We start from the raw sequence: 16,584 nt of genomic DNA, 5'->3' as shown, positions 1-16,584 counted from the left end.
ATGAACTCCAATTAAAAAACTAAATCAACAGCAACAGCTACAACGTCGGTTTCTGTATCTGAAATGTCATCTTTAAAACGGCTGAAATCTACTTTTAAAGCAGCAGATGGGTGGAAGTCATAACGCGTACCAATGGTATACACGTTGCTTTTTGCTTTCACGCCCTCAAGCACTTGATTAATACCCGCATTTAAAGCTGGTACTGCAGGTAGCGCGTTGTAGCGGTTGCTATCGTGTTTGTCGTCATTATTTTCGTAAGTTAAGTGCACAATCCACTCATCCATACGGTAACCAATAGACGTGTAGTATTGAGTTTGTTTAGCAAGAGCACTGTTTTCTACTTCAAACTCAGTGTATTCAGCATCAAATAGAATGTCGTTGTAATCAATTGAAAAGCCCACAGCGAAGAAAGAGCCATCATCTTCGTTTACAGCAATATCATCGGCTTGATCAACAAAACCGGCTGCTCTAAGAGTCTGCTCAAGGCCATTAAGTGCAACACCTGCATCGGTGTCGTTTTCAATATCAATTGTTGTATCTGCAACAAAGTATGCAGCACGAGCGCTAAACCAGTCATAGCTCATTGTCCAATTGATACCAGCAATATCATTAAGCTCTGTATCGCCATTAACCGATACCACAGCAATGTTGCCATCGAAGCTACCGTAAATAACTTGTACGGTTGAATCCCAATCACCTAATTGTGTGTTGTGTAACAGGCTAAGACCTTCATACGTTGAAAACGGAAGGTTATAAACAGATTGCGGTGGACGAACCCAGCGGTAAGTGTAACCAACGTCTAAGAAGTCTGAATAACGGTAAAAAGGTACACGCATTTTACCAGCACTTACTTGAAGCTCATCGCTGAACTCATAAGTTAGATAAGCCCATTCGAACTCAGCATCAAAATCATCACTACCACGCGCCACAATTTGTGCCGTAGCGCTTAGCTTTTCTTGTAAGTCTGCAGAAAGCTGCAATGCAAACATACTTTCGTTTTTAAATGAAATATCGTCATCGTAGCCGTAAAGCGTTGCGTCGTCGTCAAGGGCTTTACCGCCAACAATAGAAGCAAAGCCGTTTATGCGAACCTCTGCCATTGTGTTTGCAGACACAAAAGCAGCACATAGAGCCAATGCAATAGGAAGTTTTTTCATTGTGTATCCCTAGTATTTAGTATGAAAATGTTGATTTCGCTTAATATTATAGTAGTGCGTAGCGAAATGGGCGACACAAGTTACATATAAATTGTAATTACATCAATGAATAAGTCGTTATTTTTCACAAAAACGGTACTAAAAGTGGATAAAATTGCTAGATAAAAGCGATAAGGGGAAAGGGAAGTTAAAAGATGCGAGTCTGTAGCAGCGATTTCACATCGCGTCCTAGAGCCTAGAACCCTGACTAATGACGCGGGATAAACCCGCTGCTACACGTAGGCGCGAAACTTGTTTCGCGCGAGCAACATTAAAATGATAAAGCTTTGTCTAAAGCGCCTTTGAAGCGATCAAAATCCTCGATGTGAGGTAAGTGGCCAATATCATCTAATTCAATTAATTGCGATTTTGAGATCATACTTGCCGCGGCTTTGCCTAACTTATCGTAACGGCCAAGCTCATAGTCAATATTTGCTTTTTTCCAATTGCGGCCAGGGCCAGTCCTATCGCGTGTGCCTATAATTAATGACACTGGCATGCTTAACTGAGCAAACTCAGTTATTACAGGTTGCGTAAAAATCATATCGTAGGTTTTAGCATTGACCCATGCGACCTGCTTGTGATCAGGGCCTTGAATTTGACCACTGATAAAGTGGGTTAATTGCTCGTAAGTGTCATTCCATTTACCGTCATAATAGTTTTTCTTCTGGTAAGCAATAACCTTATCAGGTGTTTTAGCCAATTCATTTTTATAGAAAAAATCGGTGTCTTTGTATTGCACATAATTTAAATAGTTCTCTAAACCAATTGGGTTTAGCAAAATAAGTTTACTAACTTGGCTAGAAAACATCAGGCTGTAACGACTTGCCAGCATGCCGCCCATTGAATGGCCAAGTACAATAGGGTTTTCAATATTTAAAGATGACACTAGCTGATGAGTGTTATTGGCTAATACAGCAAACGAAAATTGATAATCAGCAGGCTTTGACGATTTACCAAAACCAATTTGATCCGGTATCAATACGCCATAGCCTTTGCTATTAAGGTAGTTGGCAGTATTGGTCCAATAATGGCCATTAAAGTTTTTACCATGCATCAGTATAACGGTTGGCATGTTATTGCTTGGTTTAAGGTAAGAATAAGCCATTTTTAATGGCGTATTTTGTGATGAAAAATTAAAAAATTGAACGGGTAAGTCGTATTGATAATTGCTTAATTCAGCATCAAAACTAAGAGGCTGTTCTTTTGCGATTAAGTTAGCAGAAGAGCATAAAACAAGTGCTGAGACTAACAGTATGCGTAAAAACATCATTATCCTTTCTCAATATGCTTAAAGAATATTCAGCCTAGCATCCTAAATAAAAATTTATAATATAAATACGACTAAATACTAAAAGAAGTTAGCAAGTTTCAAGCATGTAATTCGTAGGACTGGCTTTAGCCTGGAATGGTTTAGGTTAGCAAGAATTCAACGAAAAAGAGTAAAGTTACGAGAAACCAGCGACTTTACATCGCGGCCTAAAGCCCAGAACGTAGCACCTAATGTTTCCCGCGTAGGTCGGGCTTTAGCCCGTCAGACTTTAAATTTGGAATGGTGTTGATTTATGTAGCAGCGATTTTACATTGCGTCCTAGCACCTAAAACCTAGATGGTGACGCGGGATAAACCGCTGCTACACGTAGGCGTGAAACTTGTTTCGCGCGTTTGAAGGTTGACAGCTCTTGCCTTGTCTAAATTCGATTCTCGTTATAACCACTTAACCCAACTTACTAAAGTCAACGTCTGGCAAGCTCTCAAACCCAGGGTGGGCGAAAAAATAGCCTTGCATTAAGCTAACACCAGCTTGGCGCAACCACTGGTATTCTTCAACTGTTTCAACGCCTTCTGCAAGAGCAACAATATTCAGCTCTTCAAACATGGCTATACAATGGTTAACAATAATTTGTCTTGCTTTGTGAAGGTGTATATCTCTAATTAAATTCATATCGAGTTTAATTATATTGCTCTGAAAATCAGCCAACAAATTTAACCCAGAATGACCTGACCCAAAGTCATCGGTCGCAGTAATAAACCCCAAAGATTGGTAATAATCAACTACACGTTTGATATGTGTAGTATCTTCAACTTTTTCAACCTCGGTAAACTCGAACATAATTTGTTCTACCGGAAAATCATATTGCTTAGCAGCTTCAAGTGTCGTTTTTATACAACGCTCAGGTTTATAAATTGCATTAGGTAAAATATTAATGCTCACGATTGAATCAATTTTCAGTTGGGCAGCAAGTGAAATAGCTTTAATACGGCAAAGTTGATCGAATGTGTAGCGATTCTCGTCGGTTACTTGCGAAATGACCGAATAAGCCGACTCATTATTAAGGCCTCTAACTAATGCTTCGTAGCCAAAAATATGTTTATCGGTGCAATCAACGATTGGCTGAAAAGCCATTGTAAAATCAAAACCAAGTGCTAAATGGTCTTCGCAATGTTTACAACCTGTTGGCTGACATTGAGTTTGCTCTTTGTGCATTTAGCACCTCTGAATGAAGTCTTAATAACTCAATAGTGCTAGTAAATTATCAATTGTGCAATGTTGTTGAGTCAAAAGTATAAAACTATAGAGAAAATATGTTGCTGCCGTTTTACATAGCGTCAAACAGGCATTTATTTACTGTAGGTTCTTTCTTCACAGAGAGAAGTGAACGAGAAAATAATGAGGTATAAAAACTTACTTCTCTGAAGCGCAGCGTCTCTTATCCTCTTTGTAAGTATCTGTTTTTCTCTGTGAAGCGCGAAGCGCCTCTATGTGCTCTGTGGTTCAAATATTCTTATGCACAATGAGAAGTTAATGAGAAAACAATGAGGGTTTATCGTATTTACTTTACGTATGTTTTCATAGACATATTAGATCTTCTCTAACCATAGAGGACATAGAGAACACAGAGGAAGACAAGGAGGTATTAAAGTGTACTTCTTTAAAGTGAAGTGTCTTGTGAGTATTTGTCTTTCTCTGCGTAGCGCTTAACACGTAGCGCCTCGGTGCCCTCAGTGATTCAAAACGTCACGCACAAAGATAAGTGAACGAGAAAACCATTAACTATTAGCAAAAATCATTTGCCACATAACATGTACCCATTTTATTTATTCTTCATTGACTCATTACAGTGATGAAGATAACCTCTAAATAAGGATGATTAGTTAGTATGGATACTACTTATGGCTTTAGAAATTAGAATTTGTATTGATTCAGTAACCGCTGAATTTGTGAAATGTAAAGAAGATAAAGAAGACAGCTTTACCAAAGACAATAACCATATAAAAAATCAAGTTATCACTTCAGGCACGCCATATATATGGCGAAGAGAATACTCTGACTCTTACACTCCGCCTACAAATGAACAGCAAAGTATAGTTCGTCAATTTGATTTATTGCCTGCGCAATCCCGCCGAAACATTGCATATATGCTTCGCGATTTTGGCAGTGAAACGCTTATGGCAATCTCTGATTTTCAAAACCAAGTTATGCCATTTTTGTCTGAAAATACACATGGAATAGTTGGGTCTGGAGCAACATCAATTCAGGCTCGTAGTTCAAAGTTCGCCACCTATGCCAACAAATATGAAGCCGCTTTAAGAGATATTCGCATGGCTCATAAATCAGGAATGCCCAAGTATCATATGGTTGCATTAGAACAAAAAGCATTCAGTATATTCAAAGAGCTGAACGGTCAGTTTCGTGCAGAATTGCAACGTTTTATGAGTGTAAACCGTGCAAGCCGTCGTGGCACGGTTTGGTCTAATCCGAATCGGGGAATCAATATAGCTAAATCAGCAAGGCATTCTGCCAAGCTCGATATAAATAGCACCGCTGAATTCAATAAAATTAAGCGGATTGAAAATACCGGACGCTGGCTTGGCAATGGCATGATCTTACTTGATGGTGCATTTAGAGCGAACAAAGTTTACAACGACTATAAAAACAATAAGGACTGGCAGCGAAGTTTATCTACAGAGTTAGCTAGTTTTGGGGCTTCAACATTTGCAGGTATCATAACAGCATCATCAGTCACCACGGCCCTATCTTCATTTCTAATGTTAACCCCATATGGATGGGTGGTTGCTTTAGGGGTTGGGTTAGGTGCTGGTTTTTTAATGAGCCTAGCGGTTAATACAAAAAGCAAAAAGCTAACAGAAAACATATATGATAGGCAGCCTTTGATGAAAGATTTGTTTTAATGTTGATACTCAACTCAATTCTATACTGCACCATTTTCTTCTTTTTCCTAATGATGATAATGACTGTTATATTCCCGAGAATATCAGTAAGGCATATTAATAATAGGATGCTAGAAAATGGGGCTTCCCCACCTAGTTGGGATAAAGGGCTTGGAGCAAGCGCTCCATTTTATGCACTTGCTATTTTTTTAAAAAGAGCTCGTAAGCCTACACCACTATTTGATGGTAGGTTTGTCGCCAAACATGCAAGGCCAATTGATAAGTTTCTCGCTTTTTTACATCTTCTTTCTACATTTGGCTTTATTCTTAGTATTTCAATTATGGTCTTATTAGAATATGTTTTGTTATAACTAACACCACAAGTTAGCAGCAAGCACACTTCTCATGCTAACGCCTGATGTTTGGGTTGTAGCTATAGGAACTGGCTTATATACAGAATTTAAATCATCGTTTTTTGTGAACGAAAAAGTGAAGTCGCTAACTGAAAAAATTTATGACAGAGAGCCGTTATTATAATGCCTAGTATAGATAAGTTTGCTCTGGCAAGTATGTTCATCTTTATGGCTTTAGCGTTTATTTTTGTGGTCTTATTTGCACGCATTTCTATCAAACACATAAATAAAAAAATGCTAAAAGATAATATTACCCCTCCGCTTTGGGACAAAGGTGTTGGCGCTAGCGCCCCTTTTTACGCTATGGCAATATTTTTTAAACGCTCGCGATTACCCACACCTCTTTTTGATGGCCGTTTTATAGCAAAACATGCAAGGCCGGTAGATAAAGTTTTAGCATTCTTGCACCTTTTCACAGTGGCAGGGCTCACAATCAGTGTGTTTACAGCCATGTATTTAGATACAGTCTAAATAAAAGAGAACTTGCGAAATGGGTTTTAAAATCTTTATTTTCTACTCCCTACTCGTATTTACAGTAGTTACTTTTGCTTCAGGCGTGCTGTTTTATAGAGTATCAGTTAAGTATATAGATAAGCATATGGAAAAAGATGGAGTATCTCCGCCTAGTTGGGATAAAGGCATCGGCGCAAGCGTTTCGTTTTATATATTTGCTATGTTTTTTGAACGTTCTCGTATACCGACGCCTATGTTTGACGGCCGTTTTGTCGCAAAGTACACAAGAACATTAGATAAAATTATTGGTGCAATCCATTTGGTTTCTATTATCGGAGCTGTACTCAGCCTATGTATAATAACTTTTTTAAAGCATAGCTAGATCTACGCGTTTATTTACTAAAATATAAGTAACCGGGTGAAGTATATTAAAAAATTTTTATACTCAACTCAATTCTATACTGCACCATTTTCTTCTTTTTCCTAATGATGATAATGACTATATTCTCGAGAATATCAGTAAGGAATATTAATAATAAAATGCCAGAAAATGGGGCTACCCACCTAGTTGGGATAAAGGGCTTGGAACAAGCACTCCTTTTTATGCACTTGCTATTTTTTTAAAATAGCTCGTCAGCCTACACTACTGTTTGATGGTAGGTTTGTCTCCAAATATGTAAGGGCAATTGATAAATATCTCGTTTTTTGCATCATCTCTCTACATTTGGCTTTATCGCAATGTTAAGTGGAATAAAAAGACTCAAGTACATCGAAGTTTAACTTTTCATCATTTTGGTAAATCCAAATGATAAGTAACGATCTACTTTCGTAAATCGTTACTTACTATAATGGCTAGCTAATTACTAATTTATGGGCTTAATTAATAAGCGCCCTCACTGTAAGTTAATTCGTAGCTGTGGCTATAAATTTCTAAAATATTGCCAAACGGGTCTTCCATATAAATCATGCGGTATGGTTTTTCACCTGGGTAATAATAACGTGGTTTTTCCATACGTTTTTTACCACCTGCAGCAACAATGCGTTCTGCAAGCTCTTCAACATTAGGATCTTGAACACAAAAGTGGAAAATACCTGTTTTCCAATACTCAAAGTTATCTTCTGGATTTTGTTGGTTTTTAAACTCAAAAATCTCAACCCCAATTCGATCACCCGTTGATAAGTGAGCAATTCGGAACTTATCCCAGTTAGCACCAAAAACATCAGTACACATCTGGCCAATAGGGCTATCATCTTCGGTAATTTCCGTTGGCTCCATAATAAGATACCAGCCTAATACTTCGGTATAAAACTTAACGGCCGCATCAAGATCCGGAACAGAAATACCAATATGCGAAAAAGTACGTGGGTATGTATTACTCATAATTAACTCTCCTAAATAAGAATGAGTTTATAGTTTACGAGTGCCTAGGTATTAAGTTAAATTATCATTTAGCATTCAAATAAGTATATTTTGTTATGATAAATCCGGTTTGGTTAAAAACATTTTGTGAACTAGTCGAAGTCAATCACTTTACAAAAACAGCTGAGCGACTGTTTATGACCCAATCAGGCGTAAGCCAGCATATTAAAAAGCTAGAACAGCAAGTTGGAGCTTTATTGCTAGAGCGACACGGCAAACAATTTACACTTACTCCGCAGGGCCAAAGCTTATACAACAGAGGTAACCAGTTACTAAAAGAATGGCAATTTTTGGAGCAACAAATAAAAAATGATTCACCTTTTGAAGGCCGCGTAAAAATACAATCGCCGGGAAGTTGTGGGCTTAAGTTTTATAACGAATTGTTAAGCTTGCAATCAAAGCACCCAAAACTTTTTATAGAATATGCGTTTGCGCCTAATTCGGGGGTCGAAAAGGCCATAGCGAGTCATCAAATAGACATTGGTTTTATGAGCCAAGCACCTACAATGCTTGAGGTTACAGGGCACAAAATCGCTAATGAACCCTTGTTATTGATAACGCCAGCCCAGTTCAAAACTATAGATTGGCAGCAACTTTGCCAATTAGGTTTTATTAATCACCCAGATGGAAAACATCATGCACAACAGTTATTAAGTGCGAACTTTGCAGAGTTTGAATCAATAGCTCAGTTTGAGTGCAGTGGTTTTTCGAATCAAATCAACTTAATTCTAGAGCCAGTAAGTTTAGGGCTTGGCTTCACTGTACTCCCTGCTCATGCTGTTAGTGCGTTTCATAATCAAGAAAAAATACACGTGCACACACTAACGCACCCCGTTTGTGAAGATATATATGCATGCCATCATCGCAATAGGCCATTAGCCAAGCGAATGAAAACAGTTATAAATGAAATAAAAAGCCTTTAATCAAGCGATACTAAAATTGATCATCTTTTTTATTCTCACACCTCGTAACTATGATCTCCTATTTCTCTCCAACTAACTTCTAATGCCTACCCTAAAACCCTTGATTTTTAGCATTTAAAATCACATTTCATCCTTTGCGTTACCTTGCTTTAATGGTATTTTAGCGCCAAGCAATCTTGCCCCTATAAAGGAAGTAAAATGGCATCCCAAACCGTCGAATACTACAACCAAAATGCGCAAGCATTTGTAGATGCCACACTCGATGTAGACCTCAATGAACTTTACGACGAATTCTTACCGCTGATCCCAAGAAAAGGCGCTTTACTCGATGCCGGTTGTGGCTCTGGCCGCGACGCTTTCATCTTTAAAGAACGTGGTTATAACGTAGATGCATTCGATATCAGCCCAGCTATGGCAAAGTTGGCGTCAGAATACTTAAACCAAGACGTAGCTGTAAGCAGCTTCCTAGAGCTAAACGAGGTTGCCAAATACGATGGCATTTGGTGCTGCGCAAGCCTTATTCACGTAGCAAAAAACGACTTAACCGACGCATTCAATAACCTTGCCCGCGCATTAAAGCCTCAAGGCATCGTGTATGTATCGTTTAAATACGGCGACGGCGAGCGCGAACACAACGGTCGCGAATTTACCGACCTAAACGAACAAGCCCTTGAAAGCATTATTAAAGGCACCGACCTATTTATCCTCAAGTCATGGCAAAGCGCCGACCAACGCCCAGAGCGCGCCACAGAAACATGGCTAAACGCCATTCTGCATAGAAGAACGATTTAATAATTTATATGCGGTATAGCAGGCTATACCGCAACTCTCCTAATATTGTATGGGTTTTAGAGTATAGCTCTACCTAAAATCCTATATTTTCAATAGCTTTTCATGCTAGATTGTTCCTAAACTAAATCGCCAATATTCAAGCTACAACAATGCGTTATGAGCATAAGAAGCAAATATGTCGGCGTAAACAGGGAACAGTTCATGAACTTTAAAGCACTTTTCAAAAGTACACATAAGGCTTGATTGATGATGGCCATGCAGCAGCAACTCGATTTTATTGCTTACATTCAGCGTATGCTGGTGGAAGGCGATTTCAGTGCTACCTATAAGTTTGCACTATTGCATGCGTTGGCTGATGTTTGTGTTGAGCAACCAATGATGTATGAAGCTAGCGAGTTAAACATTGATCTTGCTAAGCTTGCTGAAAAGTTAATAGAGCTTTATTGGCACCATGCTGTACCATTTTCTTCTGCTCATAGTGGTGAAAGTGCTTTACTAAAACAAAACTCGGGTGCGCAATCAAAAGTAATTGCGGTGCTATATGAGTGCCAGCAAAATAATATTCGTAGCTTGCGCCAGCTCAAATTAAGCCCTTACTGGCACACCACTTACAAAGCTGCATTAGACACGTTAAAAACAGGCCCTTTGTGGCGCTTACAAATTCTCGCTAAGCAAGAAGAGTGCTTTTTATATCCGCACACAAAAGGCAAAAGCTATATCACTCTAAACGCAGGCATAGCCGCTTGTTTTAGACGCTTTTACGATTTAGTTGTCTATTTAGCTAAGAATGCATGGCTACAAAAGATTCAAAGCATTAAGCATAACCAAGCGCTTATTGGCCCTCAAAGCCAACTGCATGACTTTTTATTTGGTTTCGACCGCACAGCACTTAATAAAGCAAAACCAGTTTTAGTCGAAATACAAAAAGGCCAGTGCTTTTATTGTCAAAAGCCACTCACAAGTGCTATTGAAGTTGATCACTTTATTCCTTTTGCTCGCTACGCTAACGATTTAGGCCATAACTTTGTTGCCGCCCATCGAAGTTGTAATAACAGTAAGCGTGACTTTTTAGCAGCCCAGCTTCACCGCGAACGTTGGCAAGATCAAAATCTAGATCGTCACAGCCAGCTGCTTACTAATGAACTAACTCGCTATTTTCATTGTGATGTAGATAAATCCCTTGCAGTAAGCAACTGGGCATACCAAGTTGCAAGCAGCAATGGCGCAAAACTTTGGCTTGCAAAAGATAGGTTTGAGTTGGCGGGAAGTAAAAATGTCCAAGCGTTAGATTTAGTCGCGCAGACAAAATACAAATATGATTCTTAATGAGCTTAGATACAAATTTCACATAACTTTTTTAAATGAAAACAAGCAATAACTCAATGCTAAAATTAAAAGCTGCTGTTAAAAATATTCCCCGTGTTCAAACCCGAAATTGAATTAATTTAGAGGCATGGATGCTATAAAAAGCGTAGCTTGGCCACGGGTGAGAAGCGAAGCTTTGAACGAGAGGATATGGATATCCGAACTGGGGTGCGTACAGGGATGTGTAAGTTGTGCCTATCTACGCTGTTTTCGTTCATTTAATTAATTCAAATTGAAGGAACAGTGTGAACCTCGGGGCGCCGATAGATTCCAAAGAGAAGTCGGCGTTTACTTCTCTTTGGTTGCCGTCGCCAACGCGACATTATTAAATAATTGATGTATAAAGAGGGAGTTAACAGAACAAGGACCTGAAATGGATAACTTCATAGCACAAGGACTCAGCCTCTTATTTGTAATAGGAGGAATATATTCAATATTAGGTGTTATTTTTTTAAGAGTATGGCTTCATCAGAAGCAAGCCAAGTTACCTGTAGATCGAAAAAAATTTACTCGCGTAGCTGCACAAACACTTAACGATCAAGTAAACGATAAGGTCTTTAATGTTGTTGGTTACATAGGTTTAGCTGCTTTGATTATTACAATGCCGTTTGCCCTCAAAGGGATTACCGAAATGTTGGCAAGCGGTCAATTGAACTACTTTTTTATAATTGTAATTATTGTCGGCTTAATTTACACCGCCAGAAAATCGTGGTTTGAATCAGACCTGTTAATTAAACTAAAACTAGGGCGAGACGCTGAGTTAGCTGTTGCATCTGAATTAATTGAGCTTCAATCTCATGGGTATCAAATATTTCATGATATTCAAGCTGATGGGTTTAATATTGATCACTTAGTTATTGGGCCTAATGGTGTTTTTGCGATTGAAACAAAAGGAAGGCATAAGCGCGTTAAAGATGATACAAACTACAAAGTCCGATTCGAAAATAATCTACTTGCCTTCCCATCTTGGAATGAAAACAAGCCAATTGAACAAGCAGAAATACAAGCAAATTGGGTTTATAAATGGTTAAGTGAAGCAACTGGTTTTCAAACAAAAATAACCCCAATATTGTGTTTTCCAGGTTGGTTTATAGAGTTGAAGCAAAGACCACCATTTCCTATTGTTTCCCATAGACAGTTAGCAAAAACTATATTGTCGATGCGCCAAAACCAAATAGATGGAGCTATGCAAAAAGCTATCTGCTATCAAGCTGTGCAAAGAAGCTTAAATATTTCTAAGGTTTAATTGATAGAGACTAAATTTAATGCTTATTTTGAGTAGGCAATTTGCATCGGAAGTTTTCTAAAGCGATTGTTTTGGCTAGCTTCTATCGAATAAATATCTCCCTTGCTAACACATAGGGAGTAATTACAACCAAATTACACAGAAGTAATGTTATGAATAAATGGATTTTATTACTCGCTACTTTGCTTGCGAGTTTCAACACGGTTGCTGATGAGCAATATTCAAAAAGTCGCTGCGATAGTATTGAGGCTGAGCGCGAGGGCATTCGTAAAAGAATGAATCGTAGCTACACGGCTAAGCAAGGTGAACGGTGGAATCAACGTTTAGATGAGCTTTTTACGCTGCTGGCTAGACACTGTAAACACCCAAAAAGAAGTTCTGGTAATGGCGGTAATTATACGTATCGCTCTAATCCTACCGCACTTTTAAACACCAAAGTACATGACTCTACGGTGTATTCAAATTCATATAATGACGATAAAAAGCGCCAAGCTTGGGGGCAATTTTATCAATTACCAAAACGTTGTAGAGCGAAGAAAATTCAGCAAGCTGATTTTGTATGGTGTAGCGAAAATAAAGCTGAGCAAAAGGCGCTATTTGAATCTGCTTGGAGCGGTAATTCAAAAGCAAGCCATAAAGATATTGTTATTACAGTAAAGCCAACCATTACAGAAATTAATGCAAATAAAACCACAAGCCAAGTTGCGATAAACAGCCCGATAATCGAAGCACCTGTTAAACAAGTTTCAACTCCTTTAAATGGGAGTGTTGGTCCGCAAGTGACAAAGTTGAATGACCTTAAAATTTGGCAATTAGCCTTGGCAGGCATTGCGGCCATGTTGTTTGTGTTTGGTCTTTATCGTTGGTTTAAAGATTGAGTTATTTGACGGGCTAAAGCCCGACCTACGATGTAGGTCTTAATATGTGACGACAGGGTGGTAGGGTTTTGAAACGCGATATGAAATCGCTGCTACAAGTTTATTTATAAACCTTATTATTGAGTTATTTGACGGGCTAAAGCCCGACCTACGATGCCTCGCAACTACAGTTTCAACACCTCTCCTTGTAAACTCGGTGAGTTTGCAATACTGGCTTGGAGTTGTTCTATCAACAACTGGGCATTCGCTGATGGCATGCGTGAATGTGGCCAGAGGGCGTAAATTGGCCTTGCGGGAATATCGTGGGGGGAGTCGATATAACTAAAGTTGCTGGTGTCGTCTATACAGCAAATTTCGCTCATGGGTAGTAAGCCAACGCCATAGCCCGCTTCAACCATTTTTCTGGCGATTGTAATATCAAAGCAAAAGCTTATATGTTCATACTCGGTTTTTAGTTTGTTAAGTAAGCCGCTGGGGAGTTGTGACTCTGAATAGGGCAGTATCAGCCTTGATGTTGGGGCATCTTTCTTTTTAATCAGCTTTATAGCGATCATGCCTAGGCGCTTTTGAAAATAGCTTGAGTCTTGTTGTTCGCCAATGCGAATGGCTAAGTCAAAACGTTTTTGGCTTAGTTGGCTGTTGGCATTACTTGGGTAAATGTGGAGGTTTAGCGCAGGGTTTGCCATCGAAAACAGATTAACGGCCCCCATCAGTGGGCCCGCAATGATGTTTTGTGGGCACAACAGGTAAAACTCTTTTGCGGCGGGTGAGTCATTTAACTGCTCAAGCTGGCTGTTAAGAGCAAGCACTTGCTCGCCTAACTCGTTATACAGTGATTCACCTTTGGCGGTTAACACAATGCCTCGGGCTGTGCGTTGCAGTAATGGCTCAGCGAGTTTTTCTTCTAACGCCTGAATACGCCTTGATAGGGTCGATAGATTCAGTCCTAAATCTTTTGCTGTTTGGCTCATGCTTTTACGGCGCGCTATTTCAATAAATAAATGCAGATCATCCAGCATACGACTCCCTCAATCTTAGTTTGCATTTTCGTGACTGTTGCCACTTGGCCTATGCAAATATAGTAACGCCAAGGAGGACATATGAAAATTCATTTTACTTTTACTGCGGCATTTTCGTTTTTAATGTCGTTTTTACTTTCGGCATGGGTCACTTATGTCAACTTAGGGCTAAGCGATACATTTTTTCTAAGTTGGATGAAGGCGTTTGCTAATGCGTGGCCTGCTGCGTTTGTGGTGGCTTTTACGGTTGCCCCGCCTATTCGGGCATTGGTTTTAAAGTTATATAGTAAGGAGTCAGTATGATTAATATCGTGGCAAAAATTACCCCAAAGGCAGCATTATTTGACGACTGTAAAGGGCGTTTACAGGGCATTTTAGCGGCCACTCGTGCAGAGCCTGGTTGTCATCGTTTTGAGTTGTTTGCGAGTAAAGAGCAGCGTTGTTTGTTTTTAGTTGAGCAGTTTGAATCGCAAGCCGCCCTTGATGAGCATTATGCTCAGCCTTATACCCAAGCGGTGTTCGCATTTTATGAAAATGCGTTGGCGGAGCCGGTTGAGGTAGAGAAAGTGGAAGAGCTTTAGATTTAATATGCACAAAGAGGATTAAGAGGCGCTGCGCTTTAGAGAAGAACATTAATTGGCTGTATCTCATTGTCTTCTCGTTCAGTTCTCTTTGTGAATAAAAATATTTGAACTTTAGGGTGCACCGAGGCGCTTCGCGCTGCATAGAGAAACCCATTTAAACCTTTCAAATTTCATACTCTCAAAGTACAAAACAAGTTTCACGCCGACAGGTAAAAAACTTGGCTACTGGGGAAGTACTACTATTCGTAGCCTAGTTTACAAGGTTGAAATGGTTACAGCATATGCAGAATTTGTTTAGCTTTTTCGCGGGTTAAACATGCGGCCATTGGGCGTTTTGCAAACAGTTTGGCTGAGACTGTTTGTTCTTTGCCTATGTATTGGTTATGCAGCTGTTTAAAGTGTGGTTACTTGAGCAATTTGCATTGGATAATAAACAGTTTTACTTTGGTAAGAATTAATATTCAGATTTGTTATTGCTCTTTCACTTTGTGAGAACATAAATCGAACTAGCAATTTATCAGTCTTTCAGGTGAATTTAGCGCAGATTTGTTGCAGTTTTATTAGAAGCTGTTAGTCTGTACCTCTAAATTTTACAGTGACGTAAATTCATGTTTAAACGGACTTTAATGCTTACAGTGCTATTGCTAGTAGCTGTATCTACACGGGCGAAAGAGCCAATCCTTTCTAATGAGTGCAAAAGTATTCAAACTGAGCGCGCTGAATTGCAATCTGCGTTAAGAAAGTCTCATGTACTTGATAAAATAGAAATTTATAAACAGCAAATTCAGAACTTATCTGCTCGATTTGCTGAAACATGTTTTACCAATGAACAAATAGCTGACCGTAAAGCTGCGCTTTTTAATCCTGATATTAGTTTACTTGAAAACCAACTAGCTAAACCGTTGTCTCAAAAAGCTTATTTAGAAAAACAAGCTGCGTGGCAACGTTTTTACGTGATGCCAACACGCTGCTTTAATCAGCCTCTTGAGCTTAAATATCTAGATTGGTGTATTGACAATAAACAGTTTCAATTTCAGAAATTTGATACGCTCTGGCAGCAAAAGAATACACAAATCGCGAGTTCTGAAGCTAAGCTGACAGATTCGTTTCATGAGTTTGTGCTGCCAAGTAAAACAGAACGAGCAAAACTGAGTGCGCAACAGCAATTAAAGCGCTACAGCAACACAACAGATTCCTTCTTACCGACCAATATAATTGTATTATGTGTTTTAGCGGTATCAGTGTTTTTTGGGCTGATTTTTATATTTCATTGGTTGATGCGCCCACGACCTGTGGTGAAGTGAGTATATAGTAGGCGTGAAATTTATTTCGCGCGCCATGCAAGCATAGTCACTGGGCTTTAGGCGCTAGGACACGGTGTAAAATCTGCTACAAATTCGTCTCTCGAAACTCACTTCTCGTTACTTACTCAAACCATTCCCGGCTAAAGCCAGTCCTACGGGGGAAACAATAGGCACTGGGCTTTAGGCGCTAAGTCGCGATGTAAAATCTGCTACAGACTTGTTTCTCGTTACTTAATCACTCATCTGTTTTAAGCTGTTTAGCGCGTTCTTCTGCATCAATAAGAGCTTGTGATTTTGGCTGTTTGGTTTTACTTTTTATCACAGGCTTTTCGTCAGAATTTGGATCCCACGTAGGATCAAGTGATAAGTTTGCAAATGGATTATACGGCTTATCATCTTGTTGCTCGGTCTCTAAATTTGTTTCTTTATCAGCTTCATCAGAGTCACTAGCCATCTGTTCTAGCTTATCGTCGTTACTCAGTTCGACAGACAAATCAACCGTATCTTCAGCAGGTTTTGTTGGTTCTTCAGGGCTAAATGACGCAGGTTCGTCCTGTAGCTCTTGTTCAAGCGCTTGTAAGGCTTTTGCTAAATCATCATCGCTGATGTCGTCGTGATCGTCTGTTGTGCTTGGAGCCGTGACTGTTTGTTTATCTTCAGCAAAATGATCAGCAAACGATAAATCATCACCCATCAATGACGATAAGTCATATTCAGGCACGTCATCTTTAGACGGTTCATCGTCGGCAATAGGCTCTTTTGTTGAGTATTCATCAAAACCAAATGATGAAGAAATTGTAAAGCTTGGCTCGTCAATC

At 39.3% G+C, this 16,584-nt stretch carries 17 protein-coding genes and 1 pseudogene; 12 read left to right on the top strand and 6 right to left on the bottom strand.

What is annotated here, in order from left to right; translation table 11 throughout:
- Positions 1 to 11 precede the first annotated feature (11 nt).
- The 3 genes from CWB80_RS19460 to CWB80_RS19450 form a co-directional block, all read right to left on the bottom strand.
- Positions 12 to 1,157 carry a porin gene (locus tag CWB80_RS19460; RefSeq protein WP_054553413.1) on the bottom strand — a complete coding sequence of 382 codons (1,146 nt, stop codon included), beginning with the start codon at positions 1,155 to 1,157 and terminating at the stop codon, positions 12 to 14.
- A 310-nt stretch (positions 1,158 to 1,467) separates the two neighbouring features.
- Positions 1,468 to 2,469 (bottom strand): alpha/beta fold hydrolase, encoded by a 1,002-nt coding sequence (locus tag CWB80_RS19455; RefSeq protein ID WP_138600152.1) that lies wholly within the window; start codon positions 2,467 to 2,469, stop codon positions 1,468 to 1,470.
- Between the two features lie 444 nt (positions 2,470 to 2,913).
- Entirely contained in the window at positions 2,914 to 3,684 is a 771-nt protein-coding gene (locus CWB80_RS19450) for an EAL domain-containing protein (protein WP_138600153.1), read from the bottom strand.
- Between the two features lie 686 nt (positions 3,685 to 4,370).
- On the opposite strand from CWB80_RS19450, the gene CWB80_RS19445 reads away from it, so the two are divergent.
- From CWB80_RS19445 to CWB80_RS19430, 4 genes are all read left to right on the top strand, one after another.
- The gene (locus tag CWB80_RS19445; protein ID WP_054553416.1) at positions 4,371 to 5,390 is read left to right on the top strand and encodes a hypothetical protein; all 1,020 of its coding nucleotides are present in this window, start codon (positions 4,371 to 4,373) and stop codon (positions 5,388 to 5,390) included.
- Positions 5,391 to 5,449: 59 nt separating this feature from the next.
- Positions 5,450 to 5,740, top strand: a complete 291-nt coding sequence (locus tag CWB80_RS19440; RefSeq protein WP_138618980.1) for a hypothetical protein — start codon at positions 5,450 to 5,452, stop codon at positions 5,738 to 5,740.
- A 165-nt stretch (positions 5,741 to 5,905) separates the two neighbouring features.
- Positions 5,906 to 6,253, top strand: a complete 348-nt coding sequence (locus tag CWB80_RS19435) for a hypothetical protein (protein WP_054553418.1) — start codon at positions 5,906 to 5,908, stop codon at positions 6,251 to 6,253.
- A 19-nt stretch (positions 6,254 to 6,272) separates the two neighbouring features.
- Positions 6,273 to 6,617 carry a hypothetical protein gene (locus CWB80_RS19430; RefSeq protein WP_054553419.1) on the top strand — a complete coding sequence of 115 codons (345 nt, stop codon included), beginning with the start codon at positions 6,273 to 6,275 and terminating at the stop codon, positions 6,615 to 6,617.
- Positions 6,618 to 7,115: 498 nt separating this feature from the next.
- Here CWB80_RS19430 and CWB80_RS19425 read toward each other — a convergent pair whose 3' ends face one another.
- Positions 7,116 to 7,616, bottom strand: a complete 501-nt coding sequence (locus CWB80_RS19425) for a lactoylglutathione lyase family protein (RefSeq protein WP_054553420.1) — start codon at positions 7,614 to 7,616, stop codon at positions 7,116 to 7,118.
- A 95-nt stretch (positions 7,617 to 7,711) separates the two neighbouring features.
- On the opposite strand from CWB80_RS19425, the gene CWB80_RS19420 reads away from it, so the two are divergent.
- From CWB80_RS19420 to CWB80_RS19400, 5 genes are all read left to right on the top strand, one after another.
- Positions 7,712 to 8,578, top strand: coding sequence for a LysR family transcriptional regulator (locus CWB80_RS19420; protein ID WP_054553421.1), 867 nt, complete (start codon positions 7,712 to 7,714; stop codon positions 8,576 to 8,578).
- A gap of 198 nt (positions 8,579 to 8,776) precedes the next feature.
- Positions 8,777 to 9,370 carry a class I SAM-dependent methyltransferase gene (locus CWB80_RS19415; protein WP_054553422.1) on the top strand — a complete coding sequence of 198 codons (594 nt, stop codon included), beginning with the start codon at positions 8,777 to 8,779 and terminating at the stop codon, positions 9,368 to 9,370.
- Positions 9,371 to 9,625: 255 nt separating this feature from the next.
- Positions 9,626 to 10,696, top strand: a complete 1,071-nt coding sequence (locus CWB80_RS19410) for an HNH endonuclease (RefSeq protein ID WP_502705016.1) — start codon at positions 9,626 to 9,628, stop codon at positions 10,694 to 10,696.
- Between the two features lie 412 nt (positions 10,697 to 11,108).
- Complete coding sequence (locus CWB80_RS19405) at positions 11,109 to 11,981, top strand: nuclease-related domain-containing protein (protein ID WP_054553424.1); 873 nt, start codon at positions 11,109 to 11,111, stop codon at positions 11,979 to 11,981.
- A 152-nt stretch (positions 11,982 to 12,133) separates the two neighbouring features.
- On the top strand, positions 12,134 to 12,859 hold the full coding sequence (locus CWB80_RS19400; RefSeq protein ID WP_138602690.1) for a hypothetical protein: 726 nt from the start codon (positions 12,134 to 12,136) through the stop codon (positions 12,857 to 12,859).
- Positions 12,860 to 13,023: 164 nt separating this feature from the next.
- On the opposite strand, the gene CWB80_RS19395 is transcribed toward CWB80_RS19400, so the two are convergent.
- Positions 13,024 to 13,878, bottom strand: a complete 855-nt coding sequence (locus tag CWB80_RS19395; RefSeq protein WP_138602692.1) for a LysR family transcriptional regulator — start codon at positions 13,876 to 13,878, stop codon at positions 13,024 to 13,026.
- A gap of 81 nt (positions 13,879 to 13,959) precedes the next feature.
- Between CWB80_RS19395 and CWB80_RS19390 the strand changes: the two genes are divergently transcribed.
- From CWB80_RS19390 to CWB80_RS19380, 3 genes are all read left to right on the top strand, one after another.
- A complete protein-coding gene (locus CWB80_RS19390) occupies positions 13,960 to 14,181 on the top strand; it encodes a DUF2798 domain-containing protein (RefSeq protein WP_054563225.1) in 222 nt (73 codons plus the stop codon).
- On the top strand, positions 14,178 to 14,459 hold the full coding sequence (locus CWB80_RS19385) for a putative quinol monooxygenase (RefSeq protein ID WP_138602694.1): 282 nt from the start codon (positions 14,178 to 14,180) through the stop codon (positions 14,457 to 14,459). The genes CWB80_RS19390 and CWB80_RS19385 overlap by 4 nt, the downstream gene beginning before the upstream one ends.
- 611 nt (positions 14,460 to 15,070) lie before the next feature.
- Positions 15,071 to 15,766, top strand: coding sequence for a hypothetical protein (locus CWB80_RS19380; protein ID WP_138602696.1), 696 nt, complete (start codon positions 15,071 to 15,073; stop codon positions 15,764 to 15,766).
- A 235-nt stretch (positions 15,767 to 16,001) separates the two neighbouring features.
- Here CWB80_RS19380 and CWB80_RS19375 read toward each other — a convergent pair.
- Positions 16,002 to 16,584: pseudogene (locus CWB80_RS19375) on the bottom strand (hypothetical protein); the annotation flags it as partial.

The sequence above is a fragment of the Pseudoalteromonas sp. S1650 genome (assembly GCF_005887195.1).
Classification (GTDB): domain Bacteria; phylum Pseudomonadota; class Gammaproteobacteria; order Enterobacterales; family Alteromonadaceae; genus Pseudoalteromonas; species Pseudoalteromonas simplex.
Note: the sequence above shows the minus strand (reverse complement) of the source record. Positions and strands in the feature narration are given on the sequence as shown.

Excerpts from the sequence above, each read along its gene's own strand:
- CWB80_RS19460 (WP_054553413.1), bottom strand. The coding sequence starts at position 1,157 with ATGAAAAAACTTCCTATTGCATTGGCTCTATGTGCTGCTTTTGTGTCT.
- CWB80_RS19455 (WP_138600152.1), bottom strand. The coding sequence starts at position 2,469 with ATGATGTTTTTACGCATACTGTTAGTCTCAGCACTTGTTTTATGCTCT.
- CWB80_RS19450 (WP_138600153.1), bottom strand. The coding sequence starts at position 3,684 with ATGCACAAAGAGCAAACTCAATGTCAGCCAACAGGTTGTAAACATTGC.
- CWB80_RS19445 (WP_054553416.1), top strand. The coding sequence starts at position 4,371 with ATGGCTTTAGAAATTAGAATTTGTATTGATTCAGTAACCGCTGAATTT.
- CWB80_RS19440 (WP_138618980.1), top strand. The coding sequence starts at position 5,450 with ATGACTGTTATATTCCCGAGAATATCAGTAAGGCATATTAATAATAGG.
- CWB80_RS19435 (WP_054553418.1), top strand. The coding sequence starts at position 5,906 with ATGCCTAGTATAGATAAGTTTGCTCTGGCAAGTATGTTCATCTTTATG.
- CWB80_RS19430 (WP_054553419.1), top strand. The coding sequence starts at position 6,273 with ATGGGTTTTAAAATCTTTATTTTCTACTCCCTACTCGTATTTACAGTA.
- CWB80_RS19425 (WP_054553420.1), bottom strand. The coding sequence starts at position 7,616 with ATGAGTAATACATACCCACGTACTTTTTCGCATATTGGTATTTCTGTT.
- CWB80_RS19420 (WP_054553421.1), top strand. The coding sequence starts at position 7,712 with ATGATAAATCCGGTTTGGTTAAAAACATTTTGTGAACTAGTCGAAGTC.
- CWB80_RS19415 (WP_054553422.1), top strand. The coding sequence starts at position 8,777 with ATGGCATCCCAAACCGTCGAATACTACAACCAAAATGCGCAAGCATTT.
- CWB80_RS19410 (WP_502705016.1), top strand. The coding sequence starts at position 9,626 with ATGCAGCAGCAACTCGATTTTATTGCTTACATTCAGCGTATGCTGGTG.
- CWB80_RS19405 (WP_054553424.1), top strand. The coding sequence starts at position 11,109 with ATGGATAACTTCATAGCACAAGGACTCAGCCTCTTATTTGTAATAGGA.
- CWB80_RS19400 (WP_138602690.1), top strand. The coding sequence starts at position 12,134 with ATGAATAAATGGATTTTATTACTCGCTACTTTGCTTGCGAGTTTCAAC.
- CWB80_RS19395 (WP_138602692.1), bottom strand. The coding sequence starts at position 13,878 with ATGCTGGATGATCTGCATTTATTTATTGAAATAGCGCGCCGTAAAAGC.
- CWB80_RS19390 (WP_054563225.1), top strand. The coding sequence starts at position 13,960 with ATGAAAATTCATTTTACTTTTACTGCGGCATTTTCGTTTTTAATGTCG.
- CWB80_RS19385 (WP_138602694.1), top strand. The coding sequence starts at position 14,178 with ATGATTAATATCGTGGCAAAAATTACCCCAAAGGCAGCATTATTTGAC.
- CWB80_RS19380 (WP_138602696.1), top strand. The coding sequence starts at position 15,071 with ATGTTTAAACGGACTTTAATGCTTACAGTGCTATTGCTAGTAGCTGTA.